The organism is Bradyrhizobium yuanmingense, from assembly GCF_025200905.1.
Taxonomy (GTDB): domain Bacteria; phylum Pseudomonadota; class Alphaproteobacteria; order Rhizobiales; family Xanthobacteraceae; genus Bradyrhizobium; species Bradyrhizobium yuanmingense.
The window spans coordinates 5,590,056-5,605,787 of record NZ_CP104173.1; the positions used below are offsets into that span (position 1 = coordinate 5,590,056).

Annotated in this window: 12 protein-coding genes and 3 pseudogenes; 1 reads left to right on the top strand and 14 read right to left on the bottom strand. The window is 57.6% G+C overall.

Annotated features, from left to right (window positions below; all coding sequences use genetic code 11):
* Positions 1–262 precede the first annotated feature (262 nt).
* From N2605_RS26100 to bioB, 14 genes and pseudogenes are all read right to left on the bottom strand, one after another.
* Positions 263–1,228: an NAD(P)-dependent oxidoreductase gene (locus N2605_RS26100; RefSeq protein ID WP_260343626.1), complete on the bottom strand. Its 966-nt coding sequence runs from the start codon at positions 1,226–1,228 to the stop codon at positions 263–265.
* 3 nt (positions 1,229–1,231) lie between these two features.
* Positions 1,232–1,912: an HAD family hydrolase gene (locus N2605_RS26105; RefSeq protein WP_057030414.1), complete on the bottom strand. Its 681-nt coding sequence runs from the start codon at positions 1,910–1,912 to the stop codon at positions 1,232–1,234.
* Positions 1,909–3,498 (bottom strand): amidophosphoribosyltransferase, encoded by a 1,590-nt coding sequence (locus N2605_RS26110; protein WP_260343627.1) that lies wholly within the window; start codon positions 3,496–3,498, stop codon positions 1,909–1,911. The genes N2605_RS26105 and N2605_RS26110 overlap by 4 nt, the downstream gene beginning before the upstream one ends.
* Positions 3,499–3,740: 242 nt before the next feature.
* Positions 3,741–3,911: pseudogene (locus tag N2605_RS26115) on the bottom strand (ParB N-terminal domain-containing protein); the annotation flags it as partial.
* Positions 3,912–3,927: 16 nt separating this feature from the next.
* Positions 3,928–4,092 carry a DUF6894 family protein gene (locus N2605_RS36550; protein ID WP_420886333.1) on the bottom strand — a complete coding sequence of 55 codons (165 nt, stop codon included), beginning with the start codon at positions 4,090–4,092 and terminating at the stop codon, positions 3,928–3,930.
* Between the two features lie 1,286 nt (positions 4,093–5,378).
* Complete coding sequence (tnpC, locus tag N2605_RS26125; RefSeq protein WP_260347495.1) at positions 5,379–6,857, bottom strand: IS66 family transposase; 1,479 nt, start codon at positions 6,855–6,857, stop codon at positions 5,379–5,381.
* Positions 6,858–6,979: 122 nt separating this feature from the next.
* On the bottom strand, positions 6,980–7,336 hold the full coding sequence (tnpB, locus tag N2605_RS26130) for an IS66 family insertion sequence element accessory protein TnpB (protein WP_063980520.1): 357 nt from the start codon (positions 7,334–7,336) through the stop codon (positions 6,980–6,982).
* A complete protein-coding gene (gene tnpA, locus N2605_RS26135) occupies positions 7,333–7,785 on the bottom strand; it encodes an IS66-like element accessory protein TnpA (RefSeq protein ID WP_260343607.1) in 453 nt (150 codons plus the stop codon). Before tnpA ends, tnpB begins: the two co-directional genes overlap by 4 nt.
* 498 nt (positions 7,786–8,283) lie before the next feature.
* Positions 8,284–8,984 (bottom strand): annotated as a pseudogene (locus N2605_RS26140) (3-methyl-2-oxobutanoate hydroxymethyltransferase).
* Positions 8,985–10,537: 1,553 nt separating this feature from the next.
* A pseudogene (locus tag N2605_RS26145) lies at positions 10,538–11,801 on the bottom strand (adenosylmethionine--8-amino-7-oxononanoate transaminase).
* Positions 11,798–12,430: a dethiobiotin synthase gene (bioD, locus tag N2605_RS26150; protein ID WP_260343628.1), complete on the bottom strand. Its 633-nt coding sequence runs from the start codon at positions 12,428–12,430 to the stop codon at positions 11,798–11,800. The pseudogene N2605_RS26145 and the gene bioD overlap by 4 nt, the downstream one beginning before the upstream one ends.
* Positions 12,427–13,581: an 8-amino-7-oxononanoate synthase gene (locus N2605_RS26155; RefSeq protein WP_260343629.1), complete on the bottom strand. Its 1,155-nt coding sequence runs from the start codon at positions 13,579–13,581 to the stop codon at positions 12,427–12,429. Before N2605_RS26155 ends, bioD begins: the two co-directional genes overlap by 4 nt.
* A gap of 66 nt (positions 13,582–13,647) precedes the next feature.
* Positions 13,648–14,007, bottom strand: coding sequence for an aspartate 1-decarboxylase (panD, locus tag N2605_RS26160; RefSeq protein WP_260343631.1), 360 nt, complete (start codon positions 14,005–14,007; stop codon positions 13,648–13,650).
* 43 nt (positions 14,008–14,050) lie between these two features.
* A complete protein-coding gene (gene bioB / locus N2605_RS26165; protein ID WP_260343632.1) occupies positions 14,051–15,049 on the bottom strand; it encodes a biotin synthase BioB in 999 nt (332 codons plus the stop codon).
* Between the two features lie 364 nt (positions 15,050–15,413).
* Here bioB and N2605_RS26170 point away from each other — a divergent pair, with 364 nt between their 5' ends.
* Entirely contained in the window at positions 15,414–15,698 is a 285-nt protein-coding gene (locus N2605_RS26170) for a Dabb family protein (RefSeq protein ID WP_260343633.1), read from the top strand.
* Positions 15,699–15,732: the final 34 nt, after the last annotated feature.

The following is a 15,732-nucleotide window of genomic DNA, read 5'->3' on the forward strand; positions in this document are numbered from 1 at the left end:
TTCATGGGCCGACTTAAAGCTGAGCCACAGCTCATGCCTGGCGGGTGTCACTAATTTTGAGGCAACCGATATCAACCAGATTCTAAGCCGAAACAGCTGTCTCGCCCTCGATCTTGGGTCTATTCGAGCGAGCGGTCACCTACTGCGCCAGTGCTGCCGCGGCAGCCGCCTTCGCAAGCTCGGCGAGGATGTGACGCAGTACCGCGCCAGTGACTAGGCGTTCGATACGCGGAACAGGTCTCTTACCTCGACCGCGAGAAGATTAGCCACCGACCGGGCTCGTTGTTTGAGCCGGCGCTCCAAGGCCAACTTCGGAAATCATCCTGAGGCGGGACAGATGAGGTAATGTGAGCTCACCCTCCCCTGCGGCAACTGAGACATTAAATTTGTGCGCAGCGGCAGCCAAGACGGGCACTGGCACTGAGCTCTCGCCAGCGAGACGCACAGCGCACTCAATATCCTTTGCAGAATTCGCGATTGAGATTGCCAGAACATCAGGTTTCTCGTTCAACAAGAAGGCCACGAAGGCTTGAAAAATTCCGCTGTTAGTGGAACCCCGACTAACCAGAGAGCGGAGCGTTACGAGATCGACGTCAACACCGGATGCAAATTGGCAGACCTCCGCGGCTACCGCAGCTAGCCCCATAGTCATGCTGTTGTAAACAAGCTTGAGCTTGTGACCTTGTCCGACATCCCCGACGTGAAGAACGGTCTCGCAAAATGCGGCAAGAATGGCCTCAGCCGCAGGGAAACGCTTTTCACTCGATCCGACGATTGCATTGAGAAGGCCGAGCTCTGCTTGTTCAGGGCTCCGCGTTACTGGAGCATCGATAAAGCTCAGGCCGCGTTTTTGAGCCTGCTCAGCCAGTGCGACCGTCGAAGCAGGATAAGACGTGGAGCAGTCAATTATCAAACCTCCTGGGGGCATATGGACGAACAGCCCATCTTGCCCAAGGCATACTGCCTCAACCTCGCGGCTGGAAGGCAGCGATAACACGACGGCACTTACATGCCGGGCCAACTCAGCAATCGAACGATGTTCGTGGGCACCTGCGCCAGTCAAGCGATCCGCACCGACGCGACTTTTGTTGACTTTGATATGCAGGTCGATGTCCTGACGCAACAGGCTTATGCCAATTCCGGTTCCCATGCGTCCAGCTCCGATAAGGCCTATTCTCTGCCTCGCTGTCTTAGGAGCGACGTTGTGTGGTGATTCCTTGCCAATCATGCTTTATGCATTCCGAAAAAAGCCGCGCCTTTGCAAGATTGGCAGCAGCTCATGATGGTTGTTAATCGTGTAGTCAGGACGCGCCGCACGCAAGCGCGACGCCGAAACGAATCCGCCCGTAATGGATATGCTTATGAGTCCGAGCTTGCGTGCGATATGCGTTTCGACCGGCATATCGCCGATGATAAAGGTTGACGCCGGCTTTAAGTTGTTTTTCTGCATGTGTAGACGAAGCCGCTCTTCTTTGCTCATGGATTTGTATTGAGTGGTGCGGCTTTCAAAGGCGAGCACATCGTTGATGCAATCATCGACTCCAAGTCGCTTTAATTGGAAACGCAGAGGGTCGACTATATGGTTGCTCACGATGATGGACGATGCCCCTTCTTGGCGCGCCAACTCCAACACTCTGCGCGCTCCTTCGCGCAGATCGGCTTTACCTGCGAGTGGTTCATAGGCATCGTGAAAGATTGCACTCCCGTCGCGATCAACTGTCTCGATCTCTTCTTGCGACATCCCGAGACTGCGATAAAGAAGACATAGCGGAACGTCGCAATGTTGCCGAAACGTTTTCATGTCGATCGTTGCATGACCAAAGCGATCTAGTATGGCATTGGTCGTTTGGAGCACTGCGTAAGCATCATCGAGCAGAGTTCCATTCCAATCAAAGACGAGAACGGGTTTCATGACCTACCCCAAGCAGGGATTGATTCCGAAGATGAGAGATCAGCTGTTAATTCGTGCAGGTTCCTATCCGCACGCTTCTGCCCCGCAGGGGTTGGCATCTCGAATGTAAACGGTGACAGATCGAAGCCGTCGTGCCCGCAGGGTAGCATCGCTTCTAGAAGCTGAAACGGCAGGTACGTTATCGTAGCTGCATTGATGAATGCCGCAATATTACATTCGATGGTCTTGAGAACTTGCGGCTCCATCTTGCGAAAGCGAAGGCTTTGCTTGCGCTGTTCGGGCGGCAATCGCTTCCATATCCGCCAGAATGCCAACTCTTCTAGTGTGTCGATACCCATACCGTAGTAATTCGGCGCCACTATAGGCGGCGAACCGATCGCCCAATGTACGGCTTTTGCCCCGGCGGCAAGCAACATATTCGTAACAGCCTGACTGGTATCGCCACGAATAAGAGCCTCGTCGACAATTACTATCGTGCTTTCCTCAAGGCTGGTTTGCTGCACCAGGTACTTCTGAGCAATGCGGGGTTTTCGCTCGCTGGGTGTCCCGATGAGAGTTCGCTGGAGAAACTGTGTGGCGACTACTTCCCGACGCCGGGCTAACACGCCGTGTTCGGCGAGGGATGCAAATAGCCCATCTGCGTACGGCCCCCCAGTATGAGGCATGGAGGACACGATTGTCGGCGTGGAGTCCGGTGTTCCTTGCAGCCGCCGCGCAACCAGGCCACCGAGAGCGGCTCCGATGTTGTAACGAGTTTCTCGATGTGATTGACCTTCGAGAGATGTGTTCGGATTTCCCAAGTAGAGAGTTTCGTAGGCGCAGAGTTTGGCCTTGTAGGGCCCAGTTCCCAGGGGATGATCAACGCAGTCGCCCACTTTCCCATCTACATACTTGATGTGACCCGGTAAGAGCTGCTGCTCCTTACCTTCAAGACCGACAAAGGCACAATTTTCTGAAGCAAACAGCAGGAAGCCGTCATGTGTTTGCATAAATGCCAATGGACGCAAACCAAATCGATTACGGTATGCAACCAGATTTCCTTCTCTGTCTAGGAGAAGCGCGCTAATAGCGCCGTCGATTCGATCATCAATGTCGCGAAAGAGTTTTTCATAACTGACGGGCAGATTGTTTCGCCAATAATCTCTTTCGCAAGACACCTCAAGCCAATTGAGCAACAGTTCCGCATCTGTGCTGCCGCCCAACCTATAACCCTGAGCCAGCAACTCTCCCCTAAGCTCACTGGAATTGATCACAGCTCCATCTAAAGAGATCGCGAAATTGCGGCTAGCGCTCTCAGTAGAGCAAATCGGCCGAACGTCGCCGGTGCCGCCTCGGCTATGAATCTGTGCGATTGCAACATGGGGCCTAAACTTCAGATTCTGTTCAACGTCTTCAATCTGAACTGATCCGCGTGAAAGGTCGACCGTTTTTGCATATCGAATACCCTCCTTATGCATGAAAGCTGCAACACTGACTCCCGCCTGCCCACGAAGCGCAAGTTTCGGAAGCATGTACTGCAGTTGATCATAAACTGTCGCCGGTGGCTCGCTCGAAGAGCATAGAAACGCTGCAGCAACACCGGACACGCTCTTAGCTCCCCTCGCCCAAATTTCCGACGCTCCCGGTCCGCAGCAGGTGAACGCATTCAAACCGCGAGGATGGGATGCGAGGACTCCGGCCCGTCTTTCTTTAAGCAAGCGCCGTACCAGGCATAAATCCCTTGGCTTGCGCTTCAAGACACTGAAATCGAAAGATTTAGGCGGTTCGTTTGGAAAGGAGGATTTGGTCTAGTTCAATCCCGGACAGGTTGTCGGAAACCTAACGCGTTCACGAGTAACTCAAGCGCACGGTAGCGCCGTCCACCGGCTGGGATCTCGAACATGCCCGTCTCGGCACCTTTCACGTCGAGGACCCGCCGCACATTGAGAGTTTGGATCAGGGTACGCCGAGCGATATCCTCAGCCATTTCCTCAATGGAGATGCCGGCCTTCACGCGCCGGCCGTCATCGCGAACTTCAAGTGCCATGATGGGACGATGCGGCCTGCTTCCAGCCTATTCGCGGGCTATCTCGGAGCGCAGTGGTCGCCTCTTGGCACGCACCCTTGATATGTCGCTCCACACCTTCATCGTCGCGCATGAATTGGCCGCCGTCGCGAATATCAGAATAGAATCTTTTCATGGTTACTCAAACAGCTCTTGCGGCTCCAGAAGATCTACCGCCATCAAGGTGCCAACCCTCAACTCTTAGATTCGGAACGTTCACCTGACGTACGGCATCATTCTAGTCGCTTACCGCCACATGCTCGGCGCGTGTCGAAGCGCATCAAGGCCAATCTGCTCGAGACGCTCGCGCGTCCTCTCACCTTTGCTGGCGGCTTCCAGAAGCTTCGAGGCGACAGGTGCCCGCACGCCACCATCACTCCCAGGCACGTTTACACAGACCCGTTTCGAGGATCTCCCGCAGAAGTGCTGTGGTAGTGGCGTCCAACAGCAGAGAATCCCCCAACTTCAAGAGCGATGATAGCGCAGCGCGATTTCTAGATGAATTGATCGAGTTTCGAAAAACCAATCGGTTTGCTTTGATCGATCGTCTGCGTCAGCTCCCAGCTCCCTGTGCTTCCGCCTACCCTTCCGCGGTGCCCACCGCATGCTGGGCCAATTCCGATGCTTCACTCTTGAATTGTAGTCTTGCAGACCTAGCGAGACGGCCATCGCGCACGCCGCGCCCCTAAACGACGCGCGCCCCGTGCCGGTGCACGACCTAATTGCTGTTGCGTCAATTTGACAAACACAGAGCGTGGCATGACGTGATCATTTTGAATTGAGCGTCTCATGGAATAGCTGCATCTAAACGGTCCAATTCGCATAAAACATGCGACGCATGCGCTAAATTCGACCTCAATCAGCACAAGAAACGGATATTTCAACATCCGGCTTGCGCGACTTGACCGTAGGCGCAAGCTTGGAGCTCCCGGTGAGTGTGGGCACTCACTTGATGCTCTCTTCAGCCGCCCTTTGGGGCGTTTCCTCCCTGACTTGGCCGTGCGGAATTTTCGCACGGCCTTTTTTCGCAATCCGACGAAAGCAGATCGCTCACGTCAATCGCACACTTTTTCGACCTAAGTTGTGGCCCTACGTTGGAGCCCACGATCGTGCTGCAACCTCTGCGAAGCTGCCAGGGCAGCCAGGCGCCCCTGGCGCTCGTGGCGAACGCACACATCCACATCAACGAGGCGATCGCGTGCAGACTAGCGCCTCACGCGCCTGCGCGCGTTGTCGACCAGGCGAATGGCCGCTCCAGCGCAGGGCTGGAGATCTGGTGAAGGTCAGGTGATCCGCTTCGGAGTAGATGGCGATGCCTTCGGGCTCCGTGGGTTGGGGAGCGAGGCTGTGAGGAACGACTTCGATCGCGCCCCCTTCAAGCTCTAATGGATGTCCGGCCGCGATACAGCGTAAGCGTCGTGCTCAGGCCACGGCTTTGAGGGCTTGAGCGCGGTAGGACCAGGGCAATAGCTGGTCGATGTCGCGGTTGGGATGCCCTTTGACGATCCTGGTCAGGACGTTGGTGAGATAAGCGAGCGGATCGACGTCGTTGAGCTTGCAAGTCTCGACCAGGGACGCGACGACAGCCCAGTGTTCGGCACCGCCGTCGGATCCGGCAAACAGCGCGTTCTTGCGACTGAGCTTGATGCCACGGATTGATCGTTCGACGGTATTGTTGTCGAGTTCGATGCGGCCGTCATTGATGAAGCGCGTCAGTCCCTGCCAGCGCGAGAGGGCGTAGCGGATGGCGTCGGCGAGCTTGGTCTTCTGGCTGATGAGAGCCAGTTTGGCGCGCAGCCATACCTCGAAGGCATCGGCCAGTGGTCGGCTCTTCTGCTGCCGCACGAGGCGGCGCTCCTCCGCGCTGCAGCCGCGGATCTCCTTCTCGATCGCATAGAATGCGGCAATGTGCTTGAGCGCCTCGCTTGCGATCGGCGCCGGGCCGGCTGTCGCGAGTTCGTAGAAGTTGCGCCGCATGTGCACCCAGCAGAAGGCAAGCTCGACCTCGCCACGCTCGGCAAGCTTTGGATAGGCGTTGTAACCATCGACCTGCAGGACGCCCTTGAAGCCGGCAAGATGGCTGAACAGCCGCTCGGCCTTGCGGTCGGGTGCATAGACATAGGTGATGCCGGGCGGATCGAGGCCGCCCCAGGGCCTGTCGTCGGCGGCATAGGCCCAGAGCTGGCCGGTCTTGGTGCGCCCTCGACCAGGATCGAGCACCGGCACCGTCGTCTCGTCGGCGAACAGTTTGGATCTCGCGCGAAGCACCGTGAGAAGGCGCTCATGCAGCGGGCGCAGATGGAAGGCGGCATGCCCTACCCAGTCCGCCAGCGTCGATCTATCGAGAGCGATGCCCTGGCGGGCATAGATCTGGGCCTGCCGGTAAAGCGGCAGATGATCGGCATATTTGGACACCAGAACCTGGGCGACGGTTGCCTCCGTCGGCAGTCCGCCCTCGATCAGCCGGGCCGGAGCCTCGGCCTGCAGGACGCCGTCCTCGCAGGCGCGACAGGCGTATTTGGGGCGCCGGGTGACGACAACGCGGAACTGCGCCGGCACCATGTCCAGCCGTTCGCTCCTGTCCTCGCCGATCCGATGCAGTTCGCCCTGGCAGCAGGGGCAGATCTTGTCGTCGATGTCGACGACGACCTCGATCCGCGGCAGGTGCGCCGGCAGTGCTCCGCGATTGTTGCGGCGCTTGCGCGCCGGTTCGGCCCGGCCTTCCGGAGCTGTCTCGTCTTGGCTGGCTTCTGTACAGGCCGCAACCTGTTCGACGTCCTCGAGGCCTAGCAGCATCTGCTCCTCGGGAAGCGACTCTGCCTTGCGGCCAAAGCGATGACGCTGCAATTCCTTGATGATCTGGCGCAGCCGCTCGCTCTCATGCCGCTCGGCCAGCAGCATCGCCTTCAGCGTCTCGGGATCATCAGGAAGGTTATCGCTCACAGGCAAATCAGAGCATATTCGCGCCCGCCTGACGACGTGCTCGATGCCCCTGATTCACTTCGCCGCAGCGCGGCCCACAATTATCCGGCTTGCGTCGGGACGACCGTCTCCCGTGCCGCGTGAACACGCCGCCAATCGAGCCCTTCGAGCAACGCCGACAATTCCGCCGCCGACAAACGCATCACGCCGTCCTCGATCTTCGGCCAGCGGAAGACGCCTTCCTCGAGCCGCTTGGCGAACAGGCACAAACCCGTACCATCCCAAAAAATCAGCTTGATCCGGTCCGCCCGCTTGGCACGGAACACATAAACAGCACCCGAGAACGGATCGGCCTTCATGTGCTCGCGCACCAACATAGCCAGGCCCTCCATTCCCTTGCGGAAGTCGACCGGCTTGGTTGCCACCATCACCCGGACAGTTCCGGACGGGCCGATCACCGGCTTGCCTTCAGCGCATGGAGGATGGCCGCAATCATCGCCACGTCCGCGCCTCGGCCGACCCGGATCGTGACGCCTTCGGCTTCGATCTCGATGCACCCGGCATCGCAACGGCGAGCCCCGACATCCGGCTTGGCCTTACGTCGCGCTGTCTTGCGCTCATGGCCAGCAACCGCGACTGGTGCCATGGCGTCTACCACCGCCGGTACAAACTGCGGATCGTCCGCCATCGGCGCCGGCTGCCGGCGTGCTTGCCGGCGCCAGGTGAACACTTGTTGTGGGGTCAGCCCGTGTCGCCGGGCAATCTCGGAAACGACCGCGCCTGCGACCAGCGTCTCCTCGACAATCCGGGCCTTGTCGTCCTTGGAGAACCAACGACGGCGTCCCGTCTCCGTGATCACTTCCAGCCGGCGCGCCGTCACGTCCGAATTAAGCGTATGGTCAAGCATAGACACAAGCCGATCCCTTCAAAGAGATCGTGAAACTCGCCTATCCCATGTGCCGTGAGAAGGTGGGAGCGGAACGGCGCTTACGATACAGCGTTTTGTCGGGGGACTTCAATTCATTGCCAAGCTGCATGAGACTGTATTGAAACCGGACTTTTTGCAGCATTTCGCGCTTGCTGTGCTGCCGCAATGCAGCTGCGAATGTGCGCATTCGGAGCCGGTAGAAATGGCGAACCATATCCTTCCCCCGTGCCGCTTCCAGACACACTATCCGACTTGCCAAGACCGGAGCGTAATGCTGCACACTAGTGGCTCTTGGCACTGATTTGATGCAATAAACGAGATGCCGACGCTCAAGTTCCACGCTCGCGCGCCGGTTACAGTCCATTTCCGCATCACGGCTTCTTCTGAGTGGGCTCTAGGAGCTAATCGCCGGGATTGGCGGGTCTGTGATGTTGCATTATCGCAATCCTACTCTGTTCTATTGTTTGCATATCCTCTTCACTCAGTGCGTGTTTGAGCCTTCCAGTTCACAATGATCTCGCGGAGTTCCTTGGGAAGCCGCCAGCATTCCTGAGTCCCAGGGAATGTGCCCAACGACCGCCCAGCGTACCATCGATTGCGCGCTCCGCGGAGGTCGGCCGGCACCAAAACGAAGCAGCCGACATCCTGGAGACAGGGAGCATCATCGGGCAGACGTAACGCTTAGCTCTTGTCCTTCCCTGCACCTTGCCCCCATGACATTGACGCTCTGAGGGGTAGGACCAAGATGCCCCATCATCGGGATTTCACAATCCACCAAAGCGCGCACGATCCCAAAACGCTTGGCGCCGCCCTCGAGTTTCACGGCGCTGGCACCCGCTGCAGGAAATCATTGGCGTTGCGTATCGTCTCATCGAGACTGAGATGAAAGCGGAGAAGCGGCATGTCGGCCACAACCAAGGCACGAGGCCTTGTGCGCGAGGTTGCTTCAAGGTGATGATTCATCATTGCCATGCCGAGGGAAGCGTATCGTCGACGCCCAGGCAGACATTGCCGACACTATCACCGACGAGAATGATGTCGGCCGCTGTGTCGGCGATGCGCGCCGTGACAGCATCGTAAGCTGTCCTCATCGCGGTGGGACATCCCCCCGTTTTCCATTGCTGCAGGACTGGAATGGTGACGACTTGCAAAGGCGACTCTGAAGTCTGGCTGTTCATGCGCAGAAACTCCTACGACACTGATGCGCTGGAACGAGCACGGAAAGAGTTTCGTTTAGAAGAGGACGCGGCTTCGCCTCCCGACGCGGAAGCATCGATCAAAGCACGTTCCAAGCGCGACGATACAGTTTCACTTGCTCGAACCACACGGGCGCCGCCGTCGATACGGCGCACTTTGTAACAACAGGAAGAGAGCTTTGTTGGCCTCATAGCGCGCCGCGGCTCGGCTGCTTTGCGTTCCCGCCACGACCAACGAGCCATTCGTCGCGGAGATGGACCACGACCACCTTCGACGGCAACGTTCAAGCGAGACTTTGTAAACTGAAAATCGATCGGTCATGACATTCCCGCTCAAGCCATAGCTCTACCCGCGATCTATCCTGTCCGCATGGAGCTCACCGGAGGCCGCCATGCCTTTCCCGAGTGTCGAATGCACGCGAGCAAGGCGATCGATGATCGCCATCCAACAGACTGCGCAATGCGGCCAGACCAACTTCGACAAAACGATTCTGCCGCGTCAGCAGTAGTTCCTCTGGCCTCCTTGCCCGCCCACCTCGGCAAGGCTGATCGATGCGAGTGCCGGCGAGCGTGCGCGGCCGGCTAGACTTCGCAAGCCGTTCGTGGCCAATACCATAATAGCCGCTCAATCTCGCAGCCTGTCTGCGGCAAATCCCGAAGAATGAGTCGGAAGCTGCTTCTCCCAGCATCAAACCCGTCCCTGTCGTTCGGTAGGAAGTGTCCCGCTCTGCAGACAGACCCATCAGAGCCATGCGAGAGAAAGCCAAATGAAATAGTAGGATGTGAGCGCATCATTGAGGCGGTCGCGCAAAGTCGACCGGATGTCAGCTTAGCCGTAGCGCGCTTGTTCAGTCTGTAAGCATTAAGTCTTAGCCGAGGTTCGTGTCACTTATTTTCCACACCACTCCTGAAAGCGCCTCGCTCGACTCGATGACTTGTCGGGCGATCGCGCCAAACACCGCTCGGCTAAGGCACTGTCGGCCGGAGGTCACTTCGTGGCAGCTATCAAGCTGTGCGCAACCAGCGCAACCCATTTTTGGTCAGCTTCCCGCCGCGTTTTGAAGCGGTCGACGCACCTTTTGGAGCAAAGTGCCGTTCGCCAGCAGTAGTAGCGGATCAGCCCAAACTTCCCGCCACAAATAGCGCAGCACCTTCCTCCATGGAAAGACTGAGAGTCATTGCGCATGTTTGCCTCCTATCGGGCGCCACCTAGATCAGTCACATGCATTCTCCACTTCCACGTCACAGCCTCCAGTTCCACGTCACAGCGCCCGCACATCACGTGCGGCGTCACCCATTCCGATTCTCGGGTATGCAAAAAGCAGCCGGCGCAGCAGAATGACCCGATCCGTGCCTTCTTTGGCGCGACGTCAGGCACTTGCGCCAAACTTCCCTACCGATAACTCTTATTTTGATCTTGAATAATGCAATGAACGGCATTTTCCCGCCCAAATCCTGCAAAATTTCGGCTCTCCTTGAGCGTCCTCACCGCAAGAGATCATTCCGGATCTTTCCCAGTTCTTGCTCACCGTGCATCAAGCGAACAGATCGGCAGCTTCGCTGATCGCGGCATAAATCTGATCAATATCTGCGGCTGTAACGCAATAAGGTGGCATCACGTAGATCGTATTCCCGAGCGGACGCAGTAGAAGATTTCGGTCCTTGAAGAAGGCCTGAAGTTTCGGACCGATGCCGGCGAGATAGCCGGGGTCATTTGTTTTCAGATCAAGCGCAGTGATGGTGCCGGTCCGACGAACGTTTGCAAAGCGCGGATCAGCATTGAACGACTCAATTGCGCGCTCTTGCATGGACGCGAGGGCCGACACGCGCGTGCGCGCATCCGAGTTCTTCCAAAGATCCAGATTGGCCTTTGCGGCGGCGCAGGCGAGCGGGTTCGCCGTATATGAACTCGAATGGAAGAACGTCAAATTGCGATCTTTCGAATAATGCGCCTCGAAAATATCAGCACGACAGAGTGTCACTGCGAGCGGAAGCGATCCGCCAGTGAGCCCTTTCGAATAGCAGGCGATATTTGGAGTGACATCGGCCTGCTCGCAGGCAAAGAGCGTACCCGTTCGGCCCCAGCCCGTCATGACCTCATCGGCAATGAAGAGAACCTCCCATTCTTGGCAGATCCGCTTCATCTCCCTTAGTACCCAGGCTGGGTACATCAGCATTCCGCCGGCCCCTAAGATCAGGGGCTCCACGATCAAGGCCGCCGGGATCTGCTCTTCACATACCGAATATAGCGCATTGAGCGTCTCCCACTCGCGACCTGTTTCTGGGAACGGAAATTGGTGTGACGTCAAATAAAAGAGCCTCATAGGGCGCATTGAACGGGCCACGGGCTCCGACCGACATCGCGCCCACCGTATCGCCATGATAGGAGTGTTGCATCACGACAATGCGAGTCCGCTGCTTGCCGATGTTGTTCCAATAGCCGAGCGCCATCTTCAGCGCTACTTCGACGCTTGTCGAACCGCTATCTGAGAAGAAGACATAGTCAAGACTGGCCGGCGTGAGTTGCAACAGTTGCGCCGCAAGCTCCTCGGCTGGCTCGTGCGTATACCCCGCAAAGATAATCTGATTTAGCTTGCTCGCCTGGTCCTGGATGGCACTGACAATTTGCGGGTGGCAATGCCCGTGGGTCACGACCCACCAGGATGAGATTGCGTCCATGATGCGTCGACCGTCGGCGGAGTAAAGGAAAGCCCCCTCACCGCGCAAGATCTTTGTCGTCTCGCCCTGAAGCGCGTGCTGCGTAAATGGATGCCAAATTGGAGACTGAGTTGGCATCATGAACTGAAATCGTCCGCACGAAACGAGGATTTGAAGGCACTTTGAAGCGCCTCTGGCGTGAGGGGAGAAATCCGGGGTAGTCGCCCCAGCCAGCGCACGCGGCCAATCTCCCGAATGGCCGTCTGAGTTTCCGGATTGCGTTCACCGATGAACGCGATCCCCAGAATGCTAATCTGCCGCTTTCGAAGCGCCTCGATCGATAGCAGCGAGTGATTGATAGTACCGAGTTCTGTGCCGGCACAAAGCACGACCGGAAGCTGCCACCTCTCGAACACGTCGATATAGAGTGTATCGCCAGCAAGCGGAACCATCAGCCCGCCAGCGCCCTCTATGACGAGAGGCCGTCCTCCCGTGTCTGGCAGATTTATCGAAGCCGCATCGATGCGAACTCCGTCGATTTCGGCAGACTGGTGGGGCGATGCGGGCGTTCGAAGCCGGTAGAGCTCCGGCACAATTCGATCGGGTGGGAGGCGCCCCAACCTTGTGACGGTCTCCGTGTCGGTCTCTCCTTCGAGGCCGGCCTGTATCGGCTTCCAATAATTCGCGCCGAGAAGATCAGATAGACCGGCGGCGAAAACGGTCTTTCCAATCCCGGTATCTGTACCAGTCACCACGATCCGCAAGCTCATCGCGCCCTCTCCATCGTCTCCTCAGCCAGCGCATCGACCATGGAAGCCACATCATCCTCATCGACATTTAGCGTCAGTGAGATTCGCAAGCGCGCCGTTCCCTCCGGTACTGTTGGTGGCCGAATTCCCCGAATATCGAAGCCGCGATCCTGCATCGCAGAGGCGAGCCGCATCGTAGGAGCATTGTCACCTACGATGTATGGGAGGATCTGCGAGGTGGAATGGCATCGCACGCCGCGGGCTTCCATCTGTCGATGCGTGAATGCAACCAGGCTTGCGAGGCGCCGCTGGTGCTCGGGTTCATGCTGCAGGATGAACAGTGCCTCGCGGACGGCAACGGCAATCAAGGGTGATGGCGCGGTAGCAAAGATGAACGGACGACAATGATTGATCATAAAGTCGCGTAGCACACCGGAAGCAGTGACAAGCGCCCCCGCCACTCCCAGCGCCTTGCCGCAGGTATGGACAACCAGGAGATTTTCGCGGCCATCGTAAGGGCTGGTGAGCCCTCGCCCCTGCGCGCCGTAAACGCCCGTAGCATGAGCCTCGTCGACGACGAGGAAGGCGTCGTAGCGATCTGCAAGCACGACCAATTCATGGAGGGGAGCGAAATCGCCGTCCATACTGTAAAGGCTTTCCGCGACGACCCAGATACGTCCCATTCCTCCATGCCGGCGCCAGTCGCGGATCGCACTTTCCATGGCTTCTGGATCGTTGTGGCCCGCTATGCGAAACTCGGCGCGGCCAGCTCGCGCGCCTTCATGAATACTGGCATGAACGAGAGAATCAACGACGAGCAGATCTCCGCGCTGCGGGAGCGTCGTCAGAACCGCAAAATTTGCGCCGTAGCCGCTAGCGAAGAACAGCGCTGTCTCTGTGCCGAAGAACCGAGCGGCTTCCGCCTCCAGGCATTCATGCTCCTCGCAATTGCCGCGCAGAAGCCGCGAACCGCCGGAACCAAGCGGGGTGCCACGTTCGATCGCCGCCGAGACGGCGTTTTTCATACGCGGTGCATTCGCGAGCGCCAGATAATCGTTGGATGAAAAATCAATTCCGGCACGCGAATTGAGACCGCGCAGGCGGTTGTCATCTTTTAGGGTGCGCAAGGCCTTGACGTAGGGGCCAAGTTTATTCATCCGCGTCGGGCTCATTGCGCACTCCAGGGCATCTGCCGGCGTTCTCGCGATACCCGTCGAAGACGAGCTTGAACACACCACTTAGGTGTTGTGGGTGAGGATGCTATTATTGCGGTCTGCGAGCACGACGCGCGGTTGGAATGTCCTTGCTTCGGCCTCATCGAAGGACGCATATGCAATCACAGTAATTTTGTCTCCAGGCATCGCGAGTCGTGCCGCAGCACCATTCAAACCAATGATACCGGACCCTCGCGGTGCTTCGATGACATAGGTTGCAAAGCGCGCTCCGGTATCCATGTTGTAGATTTCGACGCGCTCGTAAATCAGGAACCCCGCCGCATCCAGCAACGCCCGATCGATCGAGATTGAGCCTTCGTAGTGCAGATCCGCTTCGGTTACGGAAGCGCGATGGATCTTGCCCTTCATGAGGGTGATGTTCATTTCACGCTCGCTGCGGCCGACGCTCCGGTCCGTTGTGATGTTTTCACTCAGTCAGCTCAGACGTGATGCCGAGCCGAGCCAACAAGTGCGCGTCGCGATGCAGCTGTGGGTTTTGGGTCGTCAGCAGGGAATCACCGATGAAAATTGAGTTCGCACCAGCCAAAAAGCACAAGGCTTGCAGCTCGTCTGTCATATACTGCCGTCCAGCCGACAGCCGCACCACACTCTTGGGCATCATGATCCGCGCAGTCGCGACCAGGCGCGCCACCGCGATGGGATCCGGGCGCTCGGCTTTTTCATTGACCGGCACGCCCTTGACCTCGTTCCATAGGTTGATCGGCACGCTTTCCGGATGGCTGGGCAGATTTGCGAGCAGCACAAGCATGCCGAGGCGATCCTCGACGCGCTCACCCATCCCAATGATGCCTCCACAGCAGACCTTGATCCCGGCCTCACGAACGTGCGCCAACGTATCGATGCGATCCTCCAGCGTACGGGTACTGATGATGCTGCCGTAGAATTCAGGAGAGGTATCGACGTTGTGGTTGTAGAAGTCGAGCCCAGCTTCAGAGAGCTTGACAGCCTGGGTCGCAGTCAGCATGCCGAGCGTGACGCAGCTCTCCATACCAAGACCTTTGACAGCGCTGACCATATCGCACACCCGATCAAGATCGCGCTCTTTTGGACTACGCCAAGCCGCAGCCATGCAGAAGCGGGTCGCGCCGGCCTCTTTGGCGCGCTTGGCTGCGACTACCACATCGTGGCCGTCCATCAGACGGGTTGATGGCACACCCGTGTCAAAGTGCGCACTCTGGGAGCAATAGCCGCAATCCTCCGGACAGCCCCCTGTCTTGATACTGAGTAGGCTCGCCGTCTCGACGTGGTTTGGATTGAAGTTCTGCCGATGAACGCTCTGCGCCTGGAAAACCAGGTCTGCAAACGGCTGGCCATACAAAGATACAGCCTCGCCGACCTTCCAATCAAAGCGGAGCAGCCCACTGTCACCAAGATTGTAGCGCGTGGCATCTGCAGCAGGATTCATGCATTCATTCCTGTCCAATAAATGTCAGGTGGTAGGCGACCTGCTGTAATTCAGGCCGACTTGATGCCTGCCCACGCATTTTTCAGGGAAAGGTATAAAGGTGTGCACTCGCTCAAAGGCTGCGGAATATGCCCTAGAATGCAAAATTTCTGCGAGAACAACCATACAAGATACGATTCCGACCCTCGCCTGTGTAGAGTTAGAGCCTTTGCTTGGCTAAGCGCCCGAGCGAAACCATGTTGCAGCCGTTCCCCTCCGCCCGCCTCGACCAGCAACAACCGGCTGCGTGCGGGGCAGCCATTGCAGCGGGCTCACATTTCGAGCTAGTTAACCCAACTACAGTCCATGGGAACGTCGACCATCCATGATTCGTCACATCGTATTGTTCACCGCTAAGGACAAAGCTCAGATCGATCAAATAATCGAGGGCCTGTCGATCCTTAAGACGATTCCACACCCACGTCGGCTGGAGATTGCCCGCAATCGCAAGAGCGACCAACTTGGGAGCGATATCGATGTCGTCGTTTATGGTGAGTTCGACAGCGACGCTGAACTCGCAGCTTACAAGGGGCATCATTTATACCAGGAATCAATCAGGCGTGTGCGACCACTTCGGGAGCTACGGTTCGCGGCGGACTATCGTGTCTAATGGATACGGACTTCTGAAAGACGGCCGAGCCAAT

Excerpts from the sequence above, each read along its gene's own strand:
- N2605_RS26155 (WP_260343629.1), bottom strand. The coding sequence starts at position 13,581 with ATGAGCCCGACGCGGATGAATAAACTTGGCCCCTACGTCAAGGCCTTG.
- N2605_RS26100 (WP_260343626.1), bottom strand. The coding sequence starts at position 1,228 with ATGATTGGCAAGGAATCACCACACAACGTCGCTCCTAAGACAGCGAGG.
- N2605_RS26105 (WP_057030414.1), bottom strand. The coding sequence starts at position 1,912 with ATGAAACCCGTTCTCGTCTTTGATTGGAATGGAACTCTGCTCGATGAT.
- tnpA (WP_260343607.1), bottom strand. The coding sequence starts at position 7,785 with ATGCTTGACCATACGCTTAATTCGGACGTGACGGCGCGCCGGCTGGAA.
- panD (WP_260343631.1), bottom strand. The coding sequence starts at position 14,007 with ATGAACATCACCCTCATGAAGGGCAAGATCCATCGCGCTTCCGTAACC.
- bioB (WP_260343632.1), bottom strand. The coding sequence starts at position 15,049 with ATGAATCCTGCTGCAGATGCCACGCGCTACAATCTTGGTGACAGTGGG.
- bioD (WP_260343628.1), bottom strand. The coding sequence starts at position 12,430 with ATGAGCTTGCGGATCGTGGTGACTGGTACAGATACCGGGATTGGAAAG.
- N2605_RS26170 (WP_260343633.1), top strand. The coding sequence starts at position 15,414 with ATGATTCGTCACATCGTATTGTTCACCGCTAAGGACAAAGCTCAGATC.
- N2605_RS36550 (WP_420886333.1), bottom strand. The coding sequence starts at position 4,092 with ATGAAAAGATTCTATTCTGATATTCGCGACGGCGGCCAATTCATGCGC.
- tnpC (WP_260347495.1), bottom strand. The coding sequence starts at position 6,857 with ATGCTGCTGGCCGAGCGGCATGAGAGCGAGCGGCTGCGCCAGATCATC.